The organism is Flavobacterium sp. GNP011 (assembly GCF_056428925.1).
The window spans coordinates 557604-578738 of the sequence record NZ_JBWJVJ010000001.1 but is presented as its reverse complement, the minus strand read 5'-3'; the positions used below and the strand labels follow the sequence as shown (position 1 = coordinate 578738).

Below are 21135 nucleotides of genomic sequence, written 5' to 3'. Positions count from 1 at the left end.
ATTAATTTCATTTATTTAGTTATCGAAGGAAGTTCATACACCTCTATTTTTCTATTATTAATCAATACTAAAAGGTATTTTTTAGCATTGAAAGTAACTACATCCATTTGACGAACTGCTTTTTGAGTTAGATTTATTCCTACTTGATGTCCCAATAATATGGTTTTATCATTTTTAATTAACGCGCCCGAAAAACCATCAAACCTACTGTGATAAGGAGTTACACCAAAATAATTTCCCGCTACAAATACTTCTTCTCGCGCATCCGCATCAAAATTTGATTTTACAAACGAAGTAATAGGTGCAACCTGTAGCTTGTTGATAAATGGAACAAAAACAAATAAGCCCTTATCATTTCGTAAATACCCTGATTTTAAATTATGTACTTCAAACAATTTTCCTTTCTTCAACATTTTTAAATCAAAAATATCTTCTACTTTTTTTCCTGCAAAGGATTTATAACTGTTAAATTTCTTTTTTAACATCCCACTAAACTGTTCTGCCAGTTCATCAAGCCCCATGGTGGTGTAATAAGAACCTTTTTTTTCTATTGCTACAATGGTTTCATAACTCCCATTGGTATCAAAATCATCATAATACATTTTCATAGGAAATTCACTTGAAGCTTTAAACTTAGAATTCAATCCCCAGTTGCCTACTAAATAATCATCGTCACCGTCTTGATCAATGTCAAATGTTTGGATGGATTGCCACAATCCGTTACTTTTTTCTGGGAAAACCGTTGCTGTAACATCCTTAAATTTTCCGTTTTTATTAGCAAAAAAAGTAGGTTTCATCCATTCTCCTACAACAATTAAGTCCATTTTACCATCATTATTGAAATCAGTAAAAATAGCGTTAGTAACCATCCCTATTTTTTCAAAAGTTTTGTTTTGTACAATGGTGAACACACCTTTATTGTTGTTTAATAAATAACTATTTGGCAAACTCCCAAACCTGTTATTGAGCGAATTATTGCCTATAAAAAGGTCTAAATCTCCATCAGTATCATAATCAAAAGCTTTTACAATCGATGCATTCTGTGACAACTTAGGTATTCCTGCATTTACAAACTGATTGTTTTTTTGGTTCGAATACAAACGATCTTGCAAATTAGAGGCGTTTTCTCCTCCACCAGATGCTACATATAGGTCATTCCTTTTATCATTATTAAAATCACCTATAACAGCTGATGCATCCTCATAAATAGAATCTTTTTCTATCCCTGAAAGTTTTTTTCTTTCAAAGCCTGTTTTGGTTTGATAGTAAATGGCTCCTGATTTCCCCTTGGCTCCGCCCAAAAATACATCACTTTTACCATCACCGTTTAAATCACCCACAGCCATCGCCGAACCTCTATCAGAACGTTGGTAGGGAATTAATTTTTGATATAAAACATCTACATAATCATTTTCTTGATGCATAAAATCAATTCCTAAGCTATTTTCAACCTTTTTAAAAATTGACAACGTACGAGGATGTAATTTTTTATAATCAAAAACTTTTCTAACCTTGTTTGCAGTAATTGTTAGAGCTTGACCTGTTGTTACGTTTTTTAAAGTTTGATATGTTTTATCTGGCCAGATAACCACTAAGGAGTCAACAGTAGTTTTTTGGCCATAGCCAAAATGTATTATGGGCTCAGACGAAGATTGAAAACCTCTGGTAGTTTGTAATTCTTTAAATTGCTTTTTGCCCTTAACATAAGAAATTAACTTAGCTCCTATGCCAAAAGTATTTTGTCCTGTAAAACGAAGTTTTAGCTTTAAATACTTTGATTTAGAATCTGTTTTATTGATGTATACTGATGCAATGGCATTTGTATTATTGGTTATAACGTCTAAATCTCCATCGTTATCAATATCAGCATATCCACTTCCATTAGAAATTATAGAATCATTTTCTATCCAATCATTTGAACGGTTTGTAAACTGCAAATCAGCTGCTCCTTGAAAAACATAATTAGTAACATTTCCTTTTGGCATTCTCTTCAAGGCTTCTTTATCCAAAAGTTTTGTGGTACTTATTTTAGTTTTTATTTGATCATTTGAATAATATTTAACGTAATCCAAATCATTCGGTCGTTTTGGAATTCCGTTACTCACAAATATATCTTGCTCTCCATCTTGATCAAAATCACTAAAAAGGGTACTCCAACTCCAGTCAGTTGCCGCTATACCGCTTAACAAAGCCGTCTCGGTAAAACCCGTTCCTGCTTGATTTAATTGCAACATATTTCTAGTGTATTGGTAGTGATACCCTAATTTTTGGGTTCGCATTTTTAGCATTTGTATATTATCATCCCCCAGAGAAGACTTTAAAACTTTTTCATCCTCAGGAAGCATGTCTAAGCTCAAAATATCTGGAAAACCATCATGGTTCACATCGGCTACATCAACTCCCATTGAAAATCTACTGGTATGCCCAAAATAATCTTTCAACCTTTCGGTATAAGTACCATCGCCATTGTTAAGATAATAATAATCATCTTCATGAAAATCATTACCTACATAAATATCCGGATAGCCATCTAAATTAAAATCAGAAATTGCCAATCCTAATCCATATCCATTAGCACCACCAAAAATTCCTGCTGGTTCACTTACATCAGTAAATTTTCCATTCTCATTACGAAATAATTTATCCCCACATTCATAGCTTCTCTTATTACGTAAATTAGCATTTCCAAAAGACGATTCAGAGTGTACAGCGTGATTTAGTAAGTACATATCTAAATCACCATCTAGATCATAATCAAAAAATGCAGCTGAAGAACTATAATTATCTAGATCTAAGCCATAATCAGCAGCACTTTCTGTAAACGTATTATCTTTATTGTTGATAAATAGTTCATTTTGACCCTCAAATCCATTAATTCCCACTACGGCGCATACATAAATATCAAGATAACCATCTCCATTTACATCAGCCATTACGGTTCCTGAGTTCCAATCACTTTGACTTTCTACACCTGCTTTTGTAGTGATGTCCACAAATTTATTTTTCCCTTGATTTAAATACAGTTTATTTTTCCCTTGATTAGAGGTGAAATAAACATCTACTAAACCGTCATTATTAATATCCCCAAGAGATACTCCACCACCATTATAATAATAGAGATAATCTAAAATGGAAATATTTTTTGACTCCAATAGCTCATTGTTAAAAGTGATATTGCTTTCCTCTGAAGCTAATTTTTCAAACAATTGATCCTCTTTATTGGAGCAACTCAATAAAAGCAATGAAGCTAGTCCTGTCTTTAAAAAATTATTCATTGCTAGTAAATATTTTTGGTGCATTATTATTAACAACCGCAATTACTGACACAGTTTTATTTTTATTTTGTATCGTTTTAAGATGTCTTACTTCACCTTTGATAAAAAAACCAGATTGCTTGTATGGCAACCATGTATAAGTTCCATTTGTATTTCCTAATAGTACACTGCCATAATTAGCATCTAGTCTTGAAAACTGCGGCTTAAATTCATATTGATTCCCACCCAAGATAAGATCTAAGATTCCATCCTTATTTACATCCATAGTAACAATTGTATTTACACTTGAGAACTGAACTTCTTTTGGCAAGGCTTTAATTTCAAAATTCCCATTTCCTTGATTGATAGCAATTACGCTTTCTTGAATATTTGTTGTTTTTGTAATTGAATTAGAAACAACATCTGCTGCAAATAACTCTTGAAAAGTTCGTTTTGAATAATCAGCATAGCTTAAATTTTTCTTTTTAATAGAAGGTATTTGTTTTGCTAACTCTTGTTTTAAGTTTACAGGAAAATCTTTTCCGTTACTGGAATGTGTTGTAATTTGTTCAATAGTGCCATTATTGTCAAAATCATTAACAAATAATTTCATAGGTGCTTGACTTGTTGCCTTATAAGTGGTATTTGTTCCTTTATTACCTAGAATCATATCTTTTTTGCCATCATTATTAACATCCATACAATAAACTGCGTTCCAGAAACCTTTGTAATTTGTCAAATTAGATTTATAAGAAACTAATCGTCGCCCATTATTTTTAAAAATCATCGGTGTAGTCCAGTCTCCCACAAGTATTAAATCCTTTTTACCATCATTATCAACATCCTCCCAAACTGCATCAGTAATCATACCAGCTGAATTGAGTTTAAAAGCTTTTTTGTCAATTACATTTGTAAAATTACCATTGCCATCATTTTCTAATAATAAATGTCTAGGATCAATGCCATAAACACCAGGAACACTTCGACTTCCAATAAAAACATCAATATCACCATCATTATCAAAATCATATGGGGCAATAACAGCTACATTAGTATTAACTGAGGGCATACTCATTTTATTTTTTACAAAAGTTCCTTTGCCGTTATTTAAATACAAACGGTTTTTGTAGCTTGCCTGATCTGCTTTTTCGTTTCCACCAGAACCTACTAATAAATCGACATCCCCATCATTATCAGCATCAAAAAAACTCGCAGCAGTATCCTCAAAAAGAGCATCAACTTCTAAATCTTTTTGACCCAAAAGAGTGAAATTTCCCTTCCCGTTACTTATGTAAACTAAACCTGCTTTTCCCTTTGCTCCACCCATAAAAACATCTTCGTTTCCATCGCCATTAATGTCTGCTACTGCTAACGATGGTCCTTCCTGCGAAAGCATTTTAGAGATTAAACCTTCATGATCAAAGTCTACGAAACTATTTTCTTTATGAGTTAAAAAATTAGTTTTCGTTTCAGCTAAGTACGATTTTGCATTACCTGTTTTTGAAACAAAATCTGTTTTGGCATGACTCATATCCAACTTAGATATGCTATTATAAACAATTTTTTTTATGGTTTGAAATTTGCCATTAGGCCAGATAACTCTAAGAGAATCAATTTTTTTTATTCCAATACCAAAAGTCATCACATAATCCATAGACGATTGAAAGCCTCTTGATGGAATTAATTCTTGTCTGAGAATTTCTTTCCCTGAGAATAGCTCCACGATACTACCAACAGCAAATTTATTTTGATGATCTCCTTTTAATTTTATTTTGATGTATCGGTTTTTATTGTTTTTCTCAGCATTATTCCGATATACAAAAGATTCCATATTGACATTATTGACAATTAAATCTAAGTCTCCATCATTATCTAAATCCCCATAAGCGGCTCCATTAGAAAAACTTGGTGTGTCTAATCCCCATTTTACTACCTCATTTGTAAAAGACAAATCTCTATTGTTCTTGAAAGCGTAATTAGGTATTGGTGTGCTTGGCATTTTACTAATAATCGTTTGAATCTCTTCTTTTTTACCAGTAACTACCATTTTTTGCATAAACTCATTAGCAAAAAAATCAACAAAATCCTGATTGGTCAAATCATTATAAATTCCGTTACAAACATAAATATCTTTGTAACCATCATTATCCATATCAAATAATAAAGCACCCCAACTCCAATCGGTTTTTGCAACACCAGCATGATTAGCTATTTCAAGAAATTTATTATTACCAGTATTTAGCTGCAATGTATTTTGCATGTATTGGTAATAAAAATCTAAATTTACTTTTCGTGTAAAGAGATCGTAATTTTCAAAATTGGTAGTCGTTTTAAGTCGCTCGTCTGGTTCTGGCAACATGTCAGTTACAAAAATATCGGCCTTTCCGTCATTATTAATATCGGCCATATCAGCTCCCATTGATGATTGACTTATATGACAAGCCCAGTTTTGAATATCCTCAGTAAACGTTCCGTTTTTATTGTTGATGTACAAATAATCTCTTTCGTAAAAATCGTTTGAAATATAAATATCCGGATACAAATCACCATTTATATCACCAACGGTCACCCCTAAACCAAAACCTATTAAACTCCCAAAAATTCCTGCTTCTTGACTAACGTCTGCAAACTTTCCATTAACATTTCGCATTAACTTGTCACCGCCTCCTTTTAGAATATCAGCTACTTTCCAGTCTTTATCCCGTAACTCTCTTTTGTTTGAATAATTCAAGCTACTTACCGGAATAAAACTATTATTTAGAATATATACATCTAAGTCACCATCTTTATCGTAATCAAAAAAAGCTGCATGGGTAGTAATACCAGTGTCAGCTAGATTATACTCATCAGCTTTTTCAGTAAAAGTAGCATTACCGTTATTGATAAAGAGTTCGTTTTTTTGCTGATTTCCCATACTATTGCCAGCATTACAAACATAAATATCGAGTAAACCATCTGCATTTAAATCGACCATTACTACTCCTGTTGACCAAGATTTAGTTCCCTCTATACCAGCTTTTTTAGAAATGTCCTCAAATTTAAAATTACCTTTATTTAAATAGAGTTTGTTTGTACCAAGATTTGAAGTAAAAAAAATATCCGACAGGCCATCATTATTAATGTCTCCAATAGCTACTCCACCGCCATTATAAAAATTCCTATATTTAAAAATGTTCATTTCTTCGCCATTTTTAACCTCATTAAGAAAATTAATTCCGGTTTGTGAAGCATCCAGTTTAGAGAATAAAACGTTTTTATTTTCTGAGTTTTCTTTTGAACAATTAGAGAAAAACAATATAATTAACGGTAAAAAGACAAAACGTTTTGACATATTTAACAATAACATTATGATTAGAAAAGTACTTGATAACAATTCTCTAATTTATGTAATAATAAATAAAAAAAGAATTATTCGTAAAAAAATAAAGAGGGTAAAAAATACCCTCTTTAAACTAACTCAAAAAAACAACATTATAGTAATCAAAAAAAATTAATATCCAGGGTTTTGTTTTAAATTAGAATTAAACAAAGCATCTGCTGGAATTGGGTATAAAATATATCTTTTATCAGACACATATGGCTTCAATTCTCTCGCTTCTAAGAATTTACCAAAACGCACCATGTCATTTCTTCTCCAACCTTCATACCATAATTCTTTACCTCTTTCTGTATAAATAGCATCAAGCGTAGTAGGCACAGTTCCTGGGACGTTGGTTCTAGATACTAATTGTGCAAACTTTGATGCATCATTTACTCCAGTTCCTCCTCTTAAGATTGCTTCTGCTTTCATTAATAATGCATCAGAATAACGCATCAAAGCATAATCATTTTCAGGAACACTGATATTAGCTTCATCCGGAATGTACTTTTGACTTCTGATTCCTGCAGTTTCAAGGGTATTACCTCCTGTAATCAAAGTCAAAGCAGCAGTATAAACCAATGGATTACCTTTTCTATCTTTTAAATTTAAAGTACCTGCAGGTATATTAGTATATGCTACTCCATTCGCGTCTTTATCTTTCCCGTTTTCATCACGGTCTCTCCCGTTTTTCATTTGTCCTATTTGAAATCCTACATTATTTCCGAATGCATTAATTATGTATGGATCTGCATTTTTTATACGTCTGTCATTTGGATTGAACTTATTGTAATATTCTGCCACTGTAGCAAAACCATTCCAACCATCAGGCGTTTGTTGGTAATGCATACTCATTCTCCATCTCGATTGTATACCACCACCTTGTCCACCTCTAACATTTTTAGAAGAAAAAATAATTTCAGGTGAAGTATTGTTTGTGGGTTTAAAATTATCCCAATAATCTAATGATAAACTTGCATTTATAGCATTAACATGTGTTACCACCTTTGTCATATCAGCTGCAGCAAAAGTATATGGACCAGCAGGATCAGTAGCTGTAAATACCCCTTTATTCAAATACAGTTTAGCTAATAAAAAGTGACCCGCATCTGCGTTTACAACACTTGCATCTCCTGCAATACGCGCAGGCAAACTACCTATAATCTCCTCTAATTCACTAATAACAAATGTTGTGGCCTCTTGCCTTGTCCAAACTTTAGGATCCGATTCTAATGAACTTCCCTTTTCTCTGTATGGAACTTGACCAAATAAATCGATAACATTATAATAATAAAAAGCTCTTAAAAAACGTGCTTGAACTATTTGAGCAGGAGTTCCATTTTCTATAACAAGATTACAATTGTATACTTGTGATAAAAGTGAATTCCAAGCATTTCTTATCTCAATGTTATCTGGCGCCCAAGTATGGGTATGAATTTGTCTCCATTTGGCATTATCATCCCAATCACCACCTCGTGTAGGTCCTACTAATGCATCTGTTGACATTTCATCAAGAGCAAACATTTTATCTTGGTCTTGAAAACCTCTTAAACCTTCGTAGGTAGTTACTAAAAGTGATGTAGCATTTACTGTAGATCCACCCGTATTACTTATTACTACACCGTCTAAAACCTCTTCGTCTAAGTTTGTACAGCTTACTCCTAAAAGAACTGTACCTGTAAAAAAGATTCTTTTTATAATATTTATTCTTTTCATCGTGTTTTTAATTAAAATGTTACGTTAAGTCCAAACGATATACTTCTATCTCTTGGATATGACAAATATTCCATACCTGCAGAAGGAACACCATTTAGAGATTTATCAGTATCCACCTCTGGATCAGACCCTGAATACTTTGTTATAACAAACAAATTGGATGCATTAATAAAAAATCGTGCTGACTTGATTTTAAATTTATCAAGAGAATTAACTGTGTAACCAAAAGTTAAATTACCCAACCTTAAAAAATCTCCTTTTTCTAGATATTTTGTAGATGGAGAGTTTGGATCACCTTGAGCCTGTGGAGATGTAGCTGCCTCCTCTGTTGTGTTTCTACCCCCTAAGAAAGCGCCCTTAAAAAAATAAGCGTTGGTTGTATTATTGTAAATATAATGCCCAAAAGCACCGTAAAAAGAAGCACTTGCATCAAATCCTTTGTAAGTCAAGTTTGTAGTAAACCCTAAATTCATTTTTGGCAAAGGCTGTTTGTCTAATAATTTCTTTGCAGCTGTACCCAGTCCAGTATCATTTCCTACAGCATCGGCATAAATTGAATTTCCAGCATTATCATATCCTCTCCACTCGTATAAATAATAAGTATATGCGGGCTGATTGTTTGTAATAACTTGTGTGTAAGCATCTGTCAATCCTTGTCCGTTTAAACCCCCAGTTGAAATAAATCCTGCAAAGTTTTTAACTTCATTATTCAAGAATGATGCATTTGCAGAAACATCCCAGGTAAAATCTTCTTTATCAATTACTTTATAATTTAATGCTACCTCAATACCTTTATTAATGAGGTTTCCTGCTAAATTTTTAAATCGTGGCGAAGGTGGTCCTGGTTGAGTAGCCGCTGAAGGCACAGGGAAAATTAAATCCTTTGTATCTCTTTGAAAATAATCTATTGATCCCGATAATCTGTTATTTATTAACTCAAAATCAGCTCCAACTCCATAAGATGTTGTTGTTTCCCATTTTAAATCAGCATTAGAATTTGTATCAACAGTTAGGCTTCCGTTATTTCCATATGCTGCTCTCGCAATTGCAGAATTAGGTGCAAACTCCTGATTACCTGTAATACCGTAATTTCCTCTTATTTTAAAACTATTTATCAGACCCTTTTTATCCTCAATAAGTTTATAAGCAACACCTACAGATGGGAAGTAATCATACTTGTTATTGATTCCTAGTTTTGTAGATCCATCAGAACGTAAAGTTGCAGTAAGAATTAATTTCTTATAAAGTGTAGCATTAACTCTACCAAAATAAGATTGCAATTCTACTCTATTTCTATAAGAACTCACTCGAAATTCATTTTGTAAACCTCCTTCTATATTATCAATCAAATTCACCTGATTTACATCATATCCTTTTCCACTAGCTGAGTTTCCATCGGCAGTGTAATCATAATATGAATAACCTACTAAGGCGTCTAAATTAAAATTATCACCAAAGTCATTATTGTAATTTAAAGTATGCTCAAAAGTTTTATTGAATTTATTTTGATTATTGATATTGGCCACACCAAACCTAACTTCGCTAGTCCCTGGAACTGTTGCTTGAAACTGATTTCCAGATATTTCCATGGTAGGCAACAACTGACTTTTTCTGCTTGAAGTCGACGATTCTACTCCAAGTAAAAATTGATATTTCAATTTGCTATTAATTTTCCAAGTAGTATTGATACTTCCTAGTAATTTATTTGTGTTAGTATAATCAGTATATGAATCTAATAATTGAACAGGGTTCAAATAGTCATCACCTACTACATTATAAGAGCCATTTGCATTTCTAATTGGCAATGTTGGATTCCAATATAAAGCAGTACCGATGACATTACCAATAAAACCCGCGTTATTTGACAATAAAGTGGCTTGATCATTAATTGAGGAGTAAATTACTCTAGATTCTACTTTTAAGGCGCCTCCAAAGAAATCATTTGAATTATAAATGGATGCATTGTAACGATCTAAACCTGTTTTTTTAACTATACCATCTGTATTAGATGCTCCAAAAGAAATTCTTGTATTCGAATTTTCAGTTGATTTAGTAAAAGATAAATCATGATTCATTGCAAATCCATTTCTAAGTACAGCATCTTTCCAATTGTAAGATCTAGCACCTTTATCATCTCCTCCAGCAGATGCAAATTGGTCTCCACTCATAACATCTAACTTACCAGACATTTTACTAAACTGAAAAGAAGTACTATAGGTTAATTGAGGTATATTTGACTTTCCTTTTTTAGTTGTTATAACAATTACACCATTAGCACCACGAGAACCATAAATGGCGGTACTTGATGCATCTTTTAACACAGACATACTTTCAATATCATTTTGATTGATAAAGTTTAATGGATTTCTTGACGATGAAGTACCTAACAAATCAGCTCCTCCAGCAGAAACATTACCTCCATCAAGAGGAACACCATCTACTACTATAAGAGGGCCATTACCAGAACGGATAGATGAATTTCCACGTACTCTAATTGCTACTCCAGCACCTGGTTCTCCACTTGATTGAGTAACTTGAACACCTGCTACCTTTCCTCTTAACAACTGAGCAGGGGAAGGTGATGATACATTATCAAAATCTTTTGCACTGATTTGATCTACAGCACCAGTTGCATCTTTCTTTTTAACAGATCCATAGCCAATAACAACAACTTCTTTTAATTCTGCAGAATCTTCTTTTAACACCACATTAATATTGGTCTTTCCTGAAACATTCACTTCTTGAGTTTTAAGCCCAATAAAACTATAAATTAACACTGCGTTTGCCCCTACGTTTTTGATTGTATATTTACCATCAAAATCAGTTTGAGTACCATTTTTAGTTCCTTTGACCAAAATTGAAGCCCCAGGCAACGGTCCGCTACCATCTGATACAGTACCAGATACATCTTGCGAATACGTCAAACTTGTACTCAGTATCGTGAGAAACAATATCAAGCCTTTAATTAGACTATTTTTCATAAGTAATAAATAAGTTGGTTAATAATTATTTTAAATGGTTTGTTTTATTACTACCAAACATAATTAAAATTTTATGAAAATTTTAATACAATCCTTAACTATAACGTTTTCGGAGCACCGAAAACGTTTTCGATTTTTAAATGAATACTTTAAAAAATTAATAAAAAAAATAAATAATATGCAATTATATTGATTAAAAAAATCAATATCCTTAAATAAACCGCATTCTAATCCAAGAAACACTGCTCAAAACATAAAATAAGGTTCACTTATGGAAAAAACATTGCGAATTATTCATAAAAAAAGGCATTTCATAATTTCAAGCTATAAATCAATTTGATATAAATAATTAAAATTGAATATGTTACACTACAAACCTAGTATCACTTTCTAAACTACACTGGACAATTATTTTCAAATTTCTTTAATCTTTTAAATTATTTTAAGTAAATACTCAAAAAAAAAGGAGTAAAACTCTTTAAAATTCAGATTTAATAAAAAAACTATATACTTTAAGTATTCTAGATTTTATCTTGAAATATATTGTAAATTCGTTATAATCAACTGCTCACAATGGTCATATGCTTATCTAAAAAAAATGAATACCATTACATTGAAACAAATAGCGGTACAATTAGGAATATCAATAACTACTGTATCTAAGGCATTAAAAGGCTACCATGATGTAAATGAGCAAACAAGAAAGTCAGTCATTAACTTAGCTAATCAGCTTCATTATTATCCAAATGTATTTGCTGTAAACCTCCGTACAAAGGAATCAAAAACAATTGGCTTAATATTACCTTCGATTGTTCATGATTTTTTTTCGACTGTAATTCAAGGTGTTCTTGCTGAGGCCGAAAAAAGAGACTATCTAGTTATTATTTTACAATCAAAAGAGAAACTAGAATTAGAAAAAAAACAAATTGAATTATTAACACATAAAAGAGTAGATGGAATCTTAATTTCTCTATCAAACGAAACTGGAGATTATCATCACATCAATTCAATTTTAGCCAACAAAACTCCTCTTGTACTTTTTGACCGTATTGCCAAAATTGTAAATTGTAGCAAAGTAATTATTAACGATAAAGAGGCAGCATATGGTGCTGTATCATATTTGATACAAAAAGGACACAAAAAAATTGCACATTTTAAAGGCGGATTTCTAACGCAAAATTCGATAGACCGTTTTTTAGGATATAAAAAGGCACTTGAAGATCATAACATTCCTTACGATCCTAATCTAATTTTTTTTTGTGAAAGCAATGACGATTATCAAGATGGATATCAAAATGCTCAGAAAATAATTGCTAAATATCCAGATGTTGATGCTATATTCACCTTCTCAGATATGGTAGCTATAGGCGCTATAAAGTACTTTAATGAAATAGGTGTTTTAATACCTAAACAAATAGCTATTTTTGGATTTAGTAATTGGTTTATGTCAAGCGTAATTACTCCAAAATTATCCACAATCCATCAACCAGGTTATGAAATAGGTAAAACTGCAGCATCTATACTGTTTGACGAAATTCAACTCAATAAAAACAATTTACCCATTGAATTCAAAACCGTTGAAATAAAGACAACTTTGATTGAAAGAGAGTCAACCTAAATTAATAATATTATTTTTGTACAATCTGTATTTTGACATACAAATAAAAGATATTTCATAAAAATATCATAACTTGTAACAAGATTGAACTATTCAAGATTTTTAAAAACAATATACTATTAGCAAAAATTTCTACTATTCAATCTTAAAAAAAGAGCCCCTAATACCAATTCATGAAAGATATCACACTAAAAGAAATTGCACTTAAACTTGGAATATCAATTACTACCGTTTCTAAAGCATTAAAAAACTATCCTGATGTAAGCGAAAAAACTAAAAAAGCAGTGATTGATCTTGCCTCAAAACTTCACTATACCCCTAATAGTTTTGCCGTAAACTTAAGAACTAAAGAATCTAAAACTATTGGATTGATAATCCCTGAAGTTGTGCATCATTTCTTCTCAAATGTTATCAATGCGATTATTGATGAGGCTGAAAAAAATGGTTACTTAGTAATCATTCTTCAGTCAAATGAAACTTTGGCATTAGAAAAAAAACAAGTAGAATTGTTAATCAACAAAAGAGTTGATGGTATTATTATGTCTTTGTCAAATGAGTCTAATAACGATGAACACATTCAAGAAATCATACATCGTAAAATTCCATTTGTAATGTTTGATAAAATTGCAAAATTATCTAAATGTTCAAAAGTTATAATTGATGATCAAAAAGCGGCATTTAACGCTGTACAGCATTTAATAGATAATGGTTGTAAAAAAATTGCACATATTAGAGGGCCTCTAAATCCTCAAAATTCAATCGATAGATATATTGGTTACAAGAAGGCTTTAGAAAAAAACAACATTCCTTATAGTGCGTCACTTGTGTACACTTGTGAAAATGTAACATTTGACGAAGGTAAATTTTTTGCTGAACAAATAATTAACCAGCATGAAAACGTAGATGGCATCTTTGCAATAACAGATTTAGTTGCTGTGGGGGCTATTGCCTATCTAAATGAAAAAAAAATAAACATCCCTAAAGATATAGCCGTAATAGGATTTAGCAACTGGTTTATGTCTCAAGTAATAACACCAAAACTAAGTACCGTGGATCAACCTAGTCACGAAATGGGTAGCGCTTCATTTTATTTACTCTTAGAAGAGATGAATTGTCATAAAGATGGAACTCTATTTAAACCCAGAACTATAGAATTAAATACAAGCATTATTCAAAGAGAATCTTCAGCACGCTAACTTATTCTAAGAATGAAATATTTTTTTTTATACCTTCAAATTTTGTACGCTTAATAGGTGAGTTTTTAAAAACTACTTTAAAAGTTTCTTCTGTTATTTCTTTCCAGTCCTTCTTTGACATGGATAATAAAGAAGGGCTTGCATTAAAAAGAGGTTCACTATGTGGTTTTGAAAATTTATTCCAAGGACAAACATCTTGACACACATCACAACCAAAAGCCCAGTCATTAAACATTCCTTTAAACTCAGTCGGAATATTCTCTTTTAATTCAATTGTAAAATAGGAAATACATTTACTTCCATCTACTACATAAGGAGCCACAATAGCATTAGTGGGACAACTATCTATACAGGCTGTGCAAGAACCACAATGGTCTGTAGTGGGTGTATCATAGTCTAGTTCTAAATCTATAATCAATTCAGCAATGAAATAAAAGGAACCTACTTTTTTAGTCAATAAATTACTGTTTTTTCCTATCCACCCTAAGCCGCTTTTAGCTGCCCATGCTTTATCTAAAACTGGAGCTGAATCTACAAAAGCACGCCCGGAAACGACACCAATATTAGTTTGAATAGAATGGATAAGCTCTCTCAATTTTCCTTTTATCACGTCATGGTAGTCGATACCATAGGCATACTTCGAAATTTTAAAACTCTCTGGATTTTGAAATTCACTAGGATAATAGTTAAGTAATAATGATACAACACTTTTTGAATCTTCAACAAGAAGTGTAGGGTCTAATCTTTTATCAAAATTATTTTCCATATACGCCATCTTTCCATGATGGTTTAAATTAAGCCATTTTTCAAGGCGCGGAGCTTCTGTCTCTAGAAACTCAGCTTTAGAAATACCGCATGACATGAAACCAAGCCTAGTAGCCTCGTCTTTAATAAAATTTGTATAATTCGATCTAGTTTGAATAATTGTACTTTTAAAAAATCCTAAAATAAACCACCCTGAATATTCGCTTTAATTTTACCCAAATGCCTATACGCTTTATCAGTAACCTCTCTACCTCTGGGAGTCCTCATAATGAAGCCTTCTTGGATTAAAAAAGGTTCATAAACTTCTTCAATTGTTTCACTACTTTCTGAAACTGCAGTTGCTAAAGTACTCAAACCAACAGGTCCACCTTTAAATTTATCAATAATAGTGTTCAAAATTTTATTATCCATCTCATCTAAACCAAAAGCATCAACGTTCAAAGCTTTTAGAGCATAACGAGCGATTTCAATATCAATAGAACCATTACCTTTTATTTGAGCAAAATCTCTAACACGTCTCAGCAATGCATTTGCTATACGAGGCGTACCTCTACTCCTACCAGCAATTTCTATAGCTGCTTCCAAAGAAATAGGCATTTTAAAAATAGCTGCACTTCTTTCAACAATAGTAGTCAACAATTCGGTAGTGTAATATTGAAGACGAGAAGATATTCCAAATCTAGCTCTCATAGGCGCCGTAAGCAGCCCAGAACGGGTGGTTGCACCAATAAGGGTGAAAGGATTCAAATTGATCTGTACTGTGCGCGCATTGGGCCCAGATTCAATCATAATGTCAATTTTGAAATCTTCCATTGCAGAGTATAAATACTCTTCAACAATAGGTGAAAGCCTGTGAATTTCATCAATAAAAAGCACATCACGCTCCTCAAGATTTGTAAGCAAACCCGCAAGGTCTCCTGGCTTATCAAGTACAGGTCCAGAAGTAATTTTTATTCCAACTTGTAGTTCATTAGCAAGTATATTGGCAAGAGTAGTTTTTCCAAGACCAGGAGGACCGTGAAAAAGAGTGTGATCAAGTGCTTCATTTCTTTGATTGGCTGCCTGTACAAAAACCTTTAGATTTTCTAAAACTTGATCTTGTCCAGCAAAATCATCAAAAGATAGAGGACGAAGCTTCCTTTCGATATCGAAATCTTCAAGATTATAATTATTTGCAGTAGGATCTAGATTCTCATTCATAGTACAAAGATAATAAAGAGGAGCATTGAGAAAACACTTCCCCAAATAAAATGAATAAAAAAAAGCCTCTACAGAGTAGAGGCCTAAATTTTAGTGATGAAGAACCTGTTCTCCAGGTTTCATTGGTACATTTTGTGGTACAAAATCCTCTTCATGATTAGGATTACTGTAGTCATAAGGCCAACGGTGTACTTCAGGAATCTCACCTGGCCAATTACCGTGGATGTGTTCAACTGGAGCAGTCCATTCTAAGGTATTAGATTTCCATGGATTCATTACTGATTTTTTACCGTAAAAAATACTACTAAAGAAATTGTACAAGAAAATCAATTGAAAAGCACCACCTATAAGAGCAAAAGTTGTAATTAAAACATTTACGTTTTGTAAGTCATCAAACAAAGGGAAGTTAGTATTAGTATAATAACGTCTTGGTAAACCAGCTAAACCGATAAAATGCATAGGGAAAAATACACCGTAAGCACAAATAGCAGTAACCCAGAAATGAATGTAACCTAAGTTCTTATTCAACATTCTTCCAAACATTCTTGGAAACCAATGATAAATACCAGCAAACATTCCATAAAGCGCACTAATTCCCATTACTAAGTGAAAGTGAGCAACTACAAAATAAGTATCGTGAACGTTAATATCTAGCGTACTGTCTCCAAGAATAATACCCGTTAAACCACCAGTAATAAAAGTTGACACCAACCCTATTGAAAATAACATAGCAGGATTAAGCTGTAAGTTCCCTTTCCACAAAGTAGTAATATAATTAAAAGCTTTTACTGCAGATGGAATTGCAATCAAAAGAGTTGTAAAAGTAAACACAGAACCTAGGAAAGGATTCATACCTGAGATAAACATGTGATGACCCCAAACAATTGTAGATAAGAAAGCAATTGCAAGTATTGACATAATCATCGCTCTGTAACCAAAAATTGGTTTACGTGAATTTGTTGCAATAACTTCAGATGTAATACCTAAAGCAGGTAATAATACAATATAAACTTCAGGATGTCCTAAGAACCAAAACAAGTGTTCAAATAAAACAGGTGAACCTCCTTGATAATGCAATACTTCACCAGCAATATATATATCAGATAAGAAGAAAGAAGTACCGAAACTTCTATCAAAAATCAACAATAATGCAGCCGACAAAAGTACTGGAAACGAAACAATACCAATAATCGCAGTAACAAAGAATGCCCAGATAGTCAAAGGCAACCTTGTCATCGTCATACCTTTAGTTCTTAAGTTAATAACCGTAACAACATAATTTAAAGACCCCATCAAAGAAGAAGCAATAAACAATGCCATAGAAACCAACCAAAGTGTCATACCCATACCTGATCCAGGAATAGCTTGTGGTAAAGCACTTAATGGAGGATAAATTGTCCAACCAGATGATGCAGGACCAGCTTCAACAAATAACGAAGAAATCATTACGATACTAGAAACAAAAAACAACCAATATGAAACCATGTTCATGAAACCTGATGCCATATCTCTAGCACCAATTTGAAGTGGTATAAGAAGGTTACTAAAAGTTCCACTTAACGCGGCGGTTAGTACAAAGAAAACCATTATGGTTCCGTGTATGGTAACAAGAGCAAGGTAAATATCATTTGCCATAACTCCATTTGGAGCAAATTTATCACCTAATAAAATATTAAATATTTTAAAAGATTCTTCTGGCCATGCTAGTTGCATTCTAAACAACATCGACATACCAACACCAATGATTCCCATAATAATACCTGTTATCAAGTACTGCTTAGCAATCATTTTGTGATCTATACTAAAAATATATTTAGTAATAAAAGTGTCTTTGTGGTGGTGTTCGTGTTCGTGATCTATAGCGTGATCGTGACCTTCTGCTGACATATATTTATACTTTAAATTTTCTTAATAATTATTTAATTGCCATTACAGCAACATCTTCTTTTTTTGCACTACTACTGTCAACTGACTTTGTATCACCTGTTGTAGCTGGAGCAACTAACGAAGCTTTAACTTCATTTACTACAGTTGCTTTATCTTTTAACCAAGCTTGATAATCTTCTGGAGTATCAACAATAATTTTCATTTGCATGTTGTAGTGTGATGCACCACAAATTTTATTACACAATAAAAGATAATCAAAAGTGTATGGATCAAGACCTGGTTCACCTTTAGCAATTAATGCCTCACTTTTCTTAGCTCTTAAAGCATTAATATTAGCAACTTTTTCTACCATAAAAGGTAATTCTCTATATTCTGCAGTTGTATAAATAGGCTCAAAAGCAAATTGTGTAACCATACCAGGCACGCAGTTCATTTGAGCTCTAAAATGTGGCATATAAGCAGAGTGCAACACATCTTGAGATCTCATTTTAAAAAGAATTTTTTTCCCCTTAGGAATATGTAATTCAGTTACTACAATATCATCTTGTGAATAAGGATCTGCTAAGTCTATACCAACAGCATTAACTCCTTCAATATATCGAACATTGGCTTTACCAAGAACGTTATCTTCACCTGAATATCTTGCTTTCCAGTTAAATTGTTGTGCATAAAGCTCTATAACAACTGTATCTTCGTCTTCATCAACAAACATAATGTTAGTCCAAGCATACAAACCATACAAGATTAAACCGGCTAATACTACTGCAGGGATTATGCTCCAAACAGCCTCTAACTTATTATTATCAGCAAAAAATAAAGCTTTTTGACCTTCTTTACCGCGGTATTTAAAAGCAAAATAATGAACTAAAACCTGAGTAATTGCTTGAACAATAAAAATAAGTATCCAAGTAATGTTCATTAAATTATCAACTTGACCACCATGCGCTGATGCAGGAGTATGCAATACTAAAGGACCCCATTTTATTAAACCGTAAATGGAAAAAATATAGATAAAAGCTAGGAAACCAAACATTAAATAACCTTGAATATTGTTATCGTTATCAGTTGCGATTTCTGTATTATCTGAAGTAGATCCAACTTGCGTTAGGTCGAAGATTTTAGTCAATTGCCATAAAGCAATAGCTAATAAAACTAAAACTATAATTACTAACAAACTTGTCATCTGTTTTTTTCTTTAAAAATTAATAATGAAAATGTTTACTTTCCTCAATAAACGGATTTCTTTTTGCTAGCAGAGGGGATTTAGATAAAGTAGTGAACACTACATAAATAAATAAACCTAGGAAGAAAAGGATTGAAGCTATTTCAGATACTCCTATAAACCAACTGTCACCAACCGTACCTGGCATAATCATATTGAAAAAATCTACATAATGACCCATTAAGATAATAACACCAGCCATAACAATAACCCAAGATATTCTCTTGAAATCTGTATTGATCAATATTAACAATGGGAACAAGAAATTCATAACTACCGCTCCAAAGAATGGCAAATTGTATAATTGAATTCTAGTTATAAAATAAGTTACCTCCTCAGGAATGTTTGCATACCAAATTAACATAAACTGTGAGAACCACAAATAAGTCCAAAAAACACTTAAACCAAACATGAATTTAGCTAAATCGTGAATATGACTGTTATTTACAAATTCTAAATAACCTCTTGACTTTAAATATAAAGTCACTAAAGCTATTGTAGTTACACCACTAACAAAGAAACTTGCAAAAACGTACCAACCAAACAAAGTACTGAACCAATGTGGATCTATTGACATAATCCAGTCCCAAGACATTATAGATTCAGAAACAATGAAGAAAACAAGAAACATTGCTGAAAGCTTAAAGTTTTTCTTGTACAACAAATCATCTGAAGCCTCATCTTGTGCAAGACAATTTTTTCTAGAATAGAATTGATATAGACACCAACCTGTCAAAAATATAGCCGCTCTAATAATCCAAAAAGGGAAATTTAAAAAACTTGTTTTATTAGCAATTAATTTGTCAGTAGCAACTACTTCAGGATCAAGCCAAATAAAAATATGATTAAAATGTAAACCACATAAGATTAATAAAACAAAGAAAATAGCAGCTCCCACAGGTAGGTAAGATGTAATACCTTGCATAACTCTGAAAAGAACAGGAGACCAACCCGCTTGTGCAACTTGTTGGATTGCATAAAAAACTAAAACACCTAATGAAACAAGCATAAAAAATATACAGGCAACATATAAAGCAGACCATGGTTTATTTTGCAATTGATGCAAAACATGATTCAAATGCTCAGTGTGTTCATTATCTGTAGAAACTTCATGTTTTTGTGACGATGCGTTAGCTTCAGTATGGTTTACCTCTGTTGAACCATGAACTTCATGAGAATTTGATTCATTGGAACTTCCATGTTCTTTTTGAACAGCGTGTGTACCATGACTATCAGCAGCAAGAAGCTCTTCAACTTCTTTAATATCTTTTGGTGCAGTGTAAAAACCATAACCTATACCTAATAAACCAATGGCCATTAAGACAAAAGAAATAGTTTTTAATTTACTTGAAAATGTATACATATCTATTACGATCAGTTTGTTCAACAATTATAATTCACTTTTTAGTTTCAGAACATAGTCAGTAACTAACCAACGCTCTTGGGGACTCAACTGATTTGCATGTGAACCCATTGAATTCAAACCATAAGTTATAACATGAAATATACTACCCTCAGTAATAACTCTGTCTTTATAACTAGGTACACCTAGGAATTTTTCACGCTCAACTAATTTACCCTTACCGTTACCAGATGCACCATGGCAACTAATACAATAAATTTCAAATAGTGCTTTACCTTTCTCAAGATCCCTACCTAAAGAATCAAGAGGAGATTTCAAATTGGCTTTCGCCAATTCATAACCAGCTGTAGTATTTTCATACTCATAAGGTACAAAACCTCTATTCAATGAACCTTTTGCAGGTAATTGTGCTTCTTGACCATTTTTAAACGCATCAGACTCTGAATAGGTCTCATAACCTAAAGACTCATACATATTTGGAAAATACTGATAGTTCGGTGCCTTATTATCATGGCAAGATGAAACTAAAATTACGATACCAAATAATAGTGCTATTTTATATATGCTTTTCATAA

The 21135-nt window shown here is 32.4% G+C and carries 12 protein-coding genes; 2 read left to right on the top strand and 10 right to left on the bottom strand.

The window, feature by feature from the left end:
* Window positions 1–11 precede the first annotated feature (11 nt).
* The 4 genes from AC061E_RS02460 to AC061E_RS02445 all read right to left on the bottom strand — a co-directional run bounded on the left by AC061E_RS02460 (window position 12) and on the right by AC061E_RS02445 (window position 11309).
* Window positions 12–3275, bottom strand: a complete 3264-nt coding sequence (locus AC061E_RS02460) for a VCBS repeat-containing protein (protein ID WP_478284837.1) — start codon at window positions 3273–3275, stop codon at window positions 12–14.
* Window positions 3268–6585, bottom strand: coding sequence for a VCBS repeat-containing protein (locus tag AC061E_RS02455; RefSeq protein WP_478284836.1), 3318 nt, complete (start codon window positions 6583–6585; stop codon window positions 3268–3270). Before AC061E_RS02455 ends, AC061E_RS02460 begins: the two co-directional genes overlap by 8 nt.
* A 159-nt stretch (window positions 6586–6744) precedes the next feature.
* Entirely contained in the window at window positions 6745–8328 is a 1584-nt protein-coding gene (locus tag AC061E_RS02450; protein ID WP_478284835.1) for a RagB/SusD family nutrient uptake outer membrane protein, read from the bottom strand.
* Window positions 8329–8339: 11 nt separating this feature from the next.
* Complete coding sequence (locus AC061E_RS02445; RefSeq protein ID WP_478284834.1) at window positions 8340–11309, bottom strand: SusC/RagA family TonB-linked outer membrane protein; 2970 nt, start codon at window positions 11307–11309, stop codon at window positions 8340–8342.
* Window positions 11310–11907: 598 nt separating this feature from the next.
* On the opposite strand from AC061E_RS02445, the gene AC061E_RS02440 reads away from it, so the two are divergent.
* Together AC061E_RS02440 and AC061E_RS02435 are read left to right on the top strand one after the other, a co-directional pair.
* Window positions 11908–12927 (top strand): LacI family DNA-binding transcriptional regulator, encoded by a 1020-nt coding sequence (locus AC061E_RS02440; protein WP_478284833.1) that lies wholly within the window; start codon window positions 11908–11910, stop codon window positions 12925–12927.
* A gap of 173 nt (window positions 12928–13100) precedes the next feature.
* On the top strand, window positions 13101–14123 hold the full coding sequence (locus tag AC061E_RS02435) for a LacI family DNA-binding transcriptional regulator (RefSeq protein WP_478284832.1): 1023 nt from the start codon (window positions 13101–13103) through the stop codon (window positions 14121–14123).
* Between the two features lies 1 nt (window position 14124).
* Here AC061E_RS02435 and queG read toward each other — a convergent pair whose 3' ends face one another.
* From queG to AC061E_RS02405, 6 genes are all read right to left on the bottom strand, one after another.
* On the bottom strand, window positions 14125–15048 hold the full coding sequence (queG, locus tag AC061E_RS02430; RefSeq protein ID WP_478284866.1) for a tRNA epoxyqueuosine(34) reductase QueG: 924 nt from the start codon (window positions 15046–15048) through the stop codon (window positions 14125–14127).
* Window positions 15049–15065: 17 nt separating this feature from the next.
* A complete protein-coding gene (ruvB, locus tag AC061E_RS02425) occupies window positions 15066–16088 on the bottom strand; it encodes a Holliday junction branch migration DNA helicase RuvB (protein ID WP_478284831.1) in 1023 nt (340 codons plus the stop codon).
* A 90-nt stretch (window positions 16089–16178) separates the two neighbouring features.
* Window positions 16179–17975 carry a cytochrome c oxidase subunit I gene (locus AC061E_RS02420; RefSeq protein ID WP_182650639.1) on the bottom strand — a complete coding sequence of 599 codons (1797 nt, stop codon included), beginning with the start codon at window positions 17973–17975 and terminating at the stop codon, window positions 16179–16181.
* Window positions 17976–18003: 28 nt separating this feature from the next.
* Window positions 18004–19158 carry a cytochrome c oxidase subunit II gene (locus tag AC061E_RS02415; RefSeq protein ID WP_478284830.1) on the bottom strand — a complete coding sequence of 385 codons (1155 nt, stop codon included), beginning with the start codon at window positions 19156–19158 and terminating at the stop codon, window positions 18004–18006.
* A 19-nt stretch (window positions 19159–19177) separates the two neighbouring features.
* On the bottom strand, window positions 19178–20560 hold the full coding sequence (locus AC061E_RS02410) for a quinol:cytochrome C oxidoreductase (RefSeq protein ID WP_478284829.1): 1383 nt from the start codon (window positions 20558–20560) through the stop codon (window positions 19178–19180).
* Between the two features lie 27 nt (window positions 20561–20587).
* A complete protein-coding gene (locus AC061E_RS02405) occupies window positions 20588–21133 on the bottom strand; it encodes a c-type cytochrome (protein ID WP_144889573.1) in 546 nt (181 codons plus the stop codon).
* Window positions 21134–21135 lie beyond the last annotated feature (2 nt).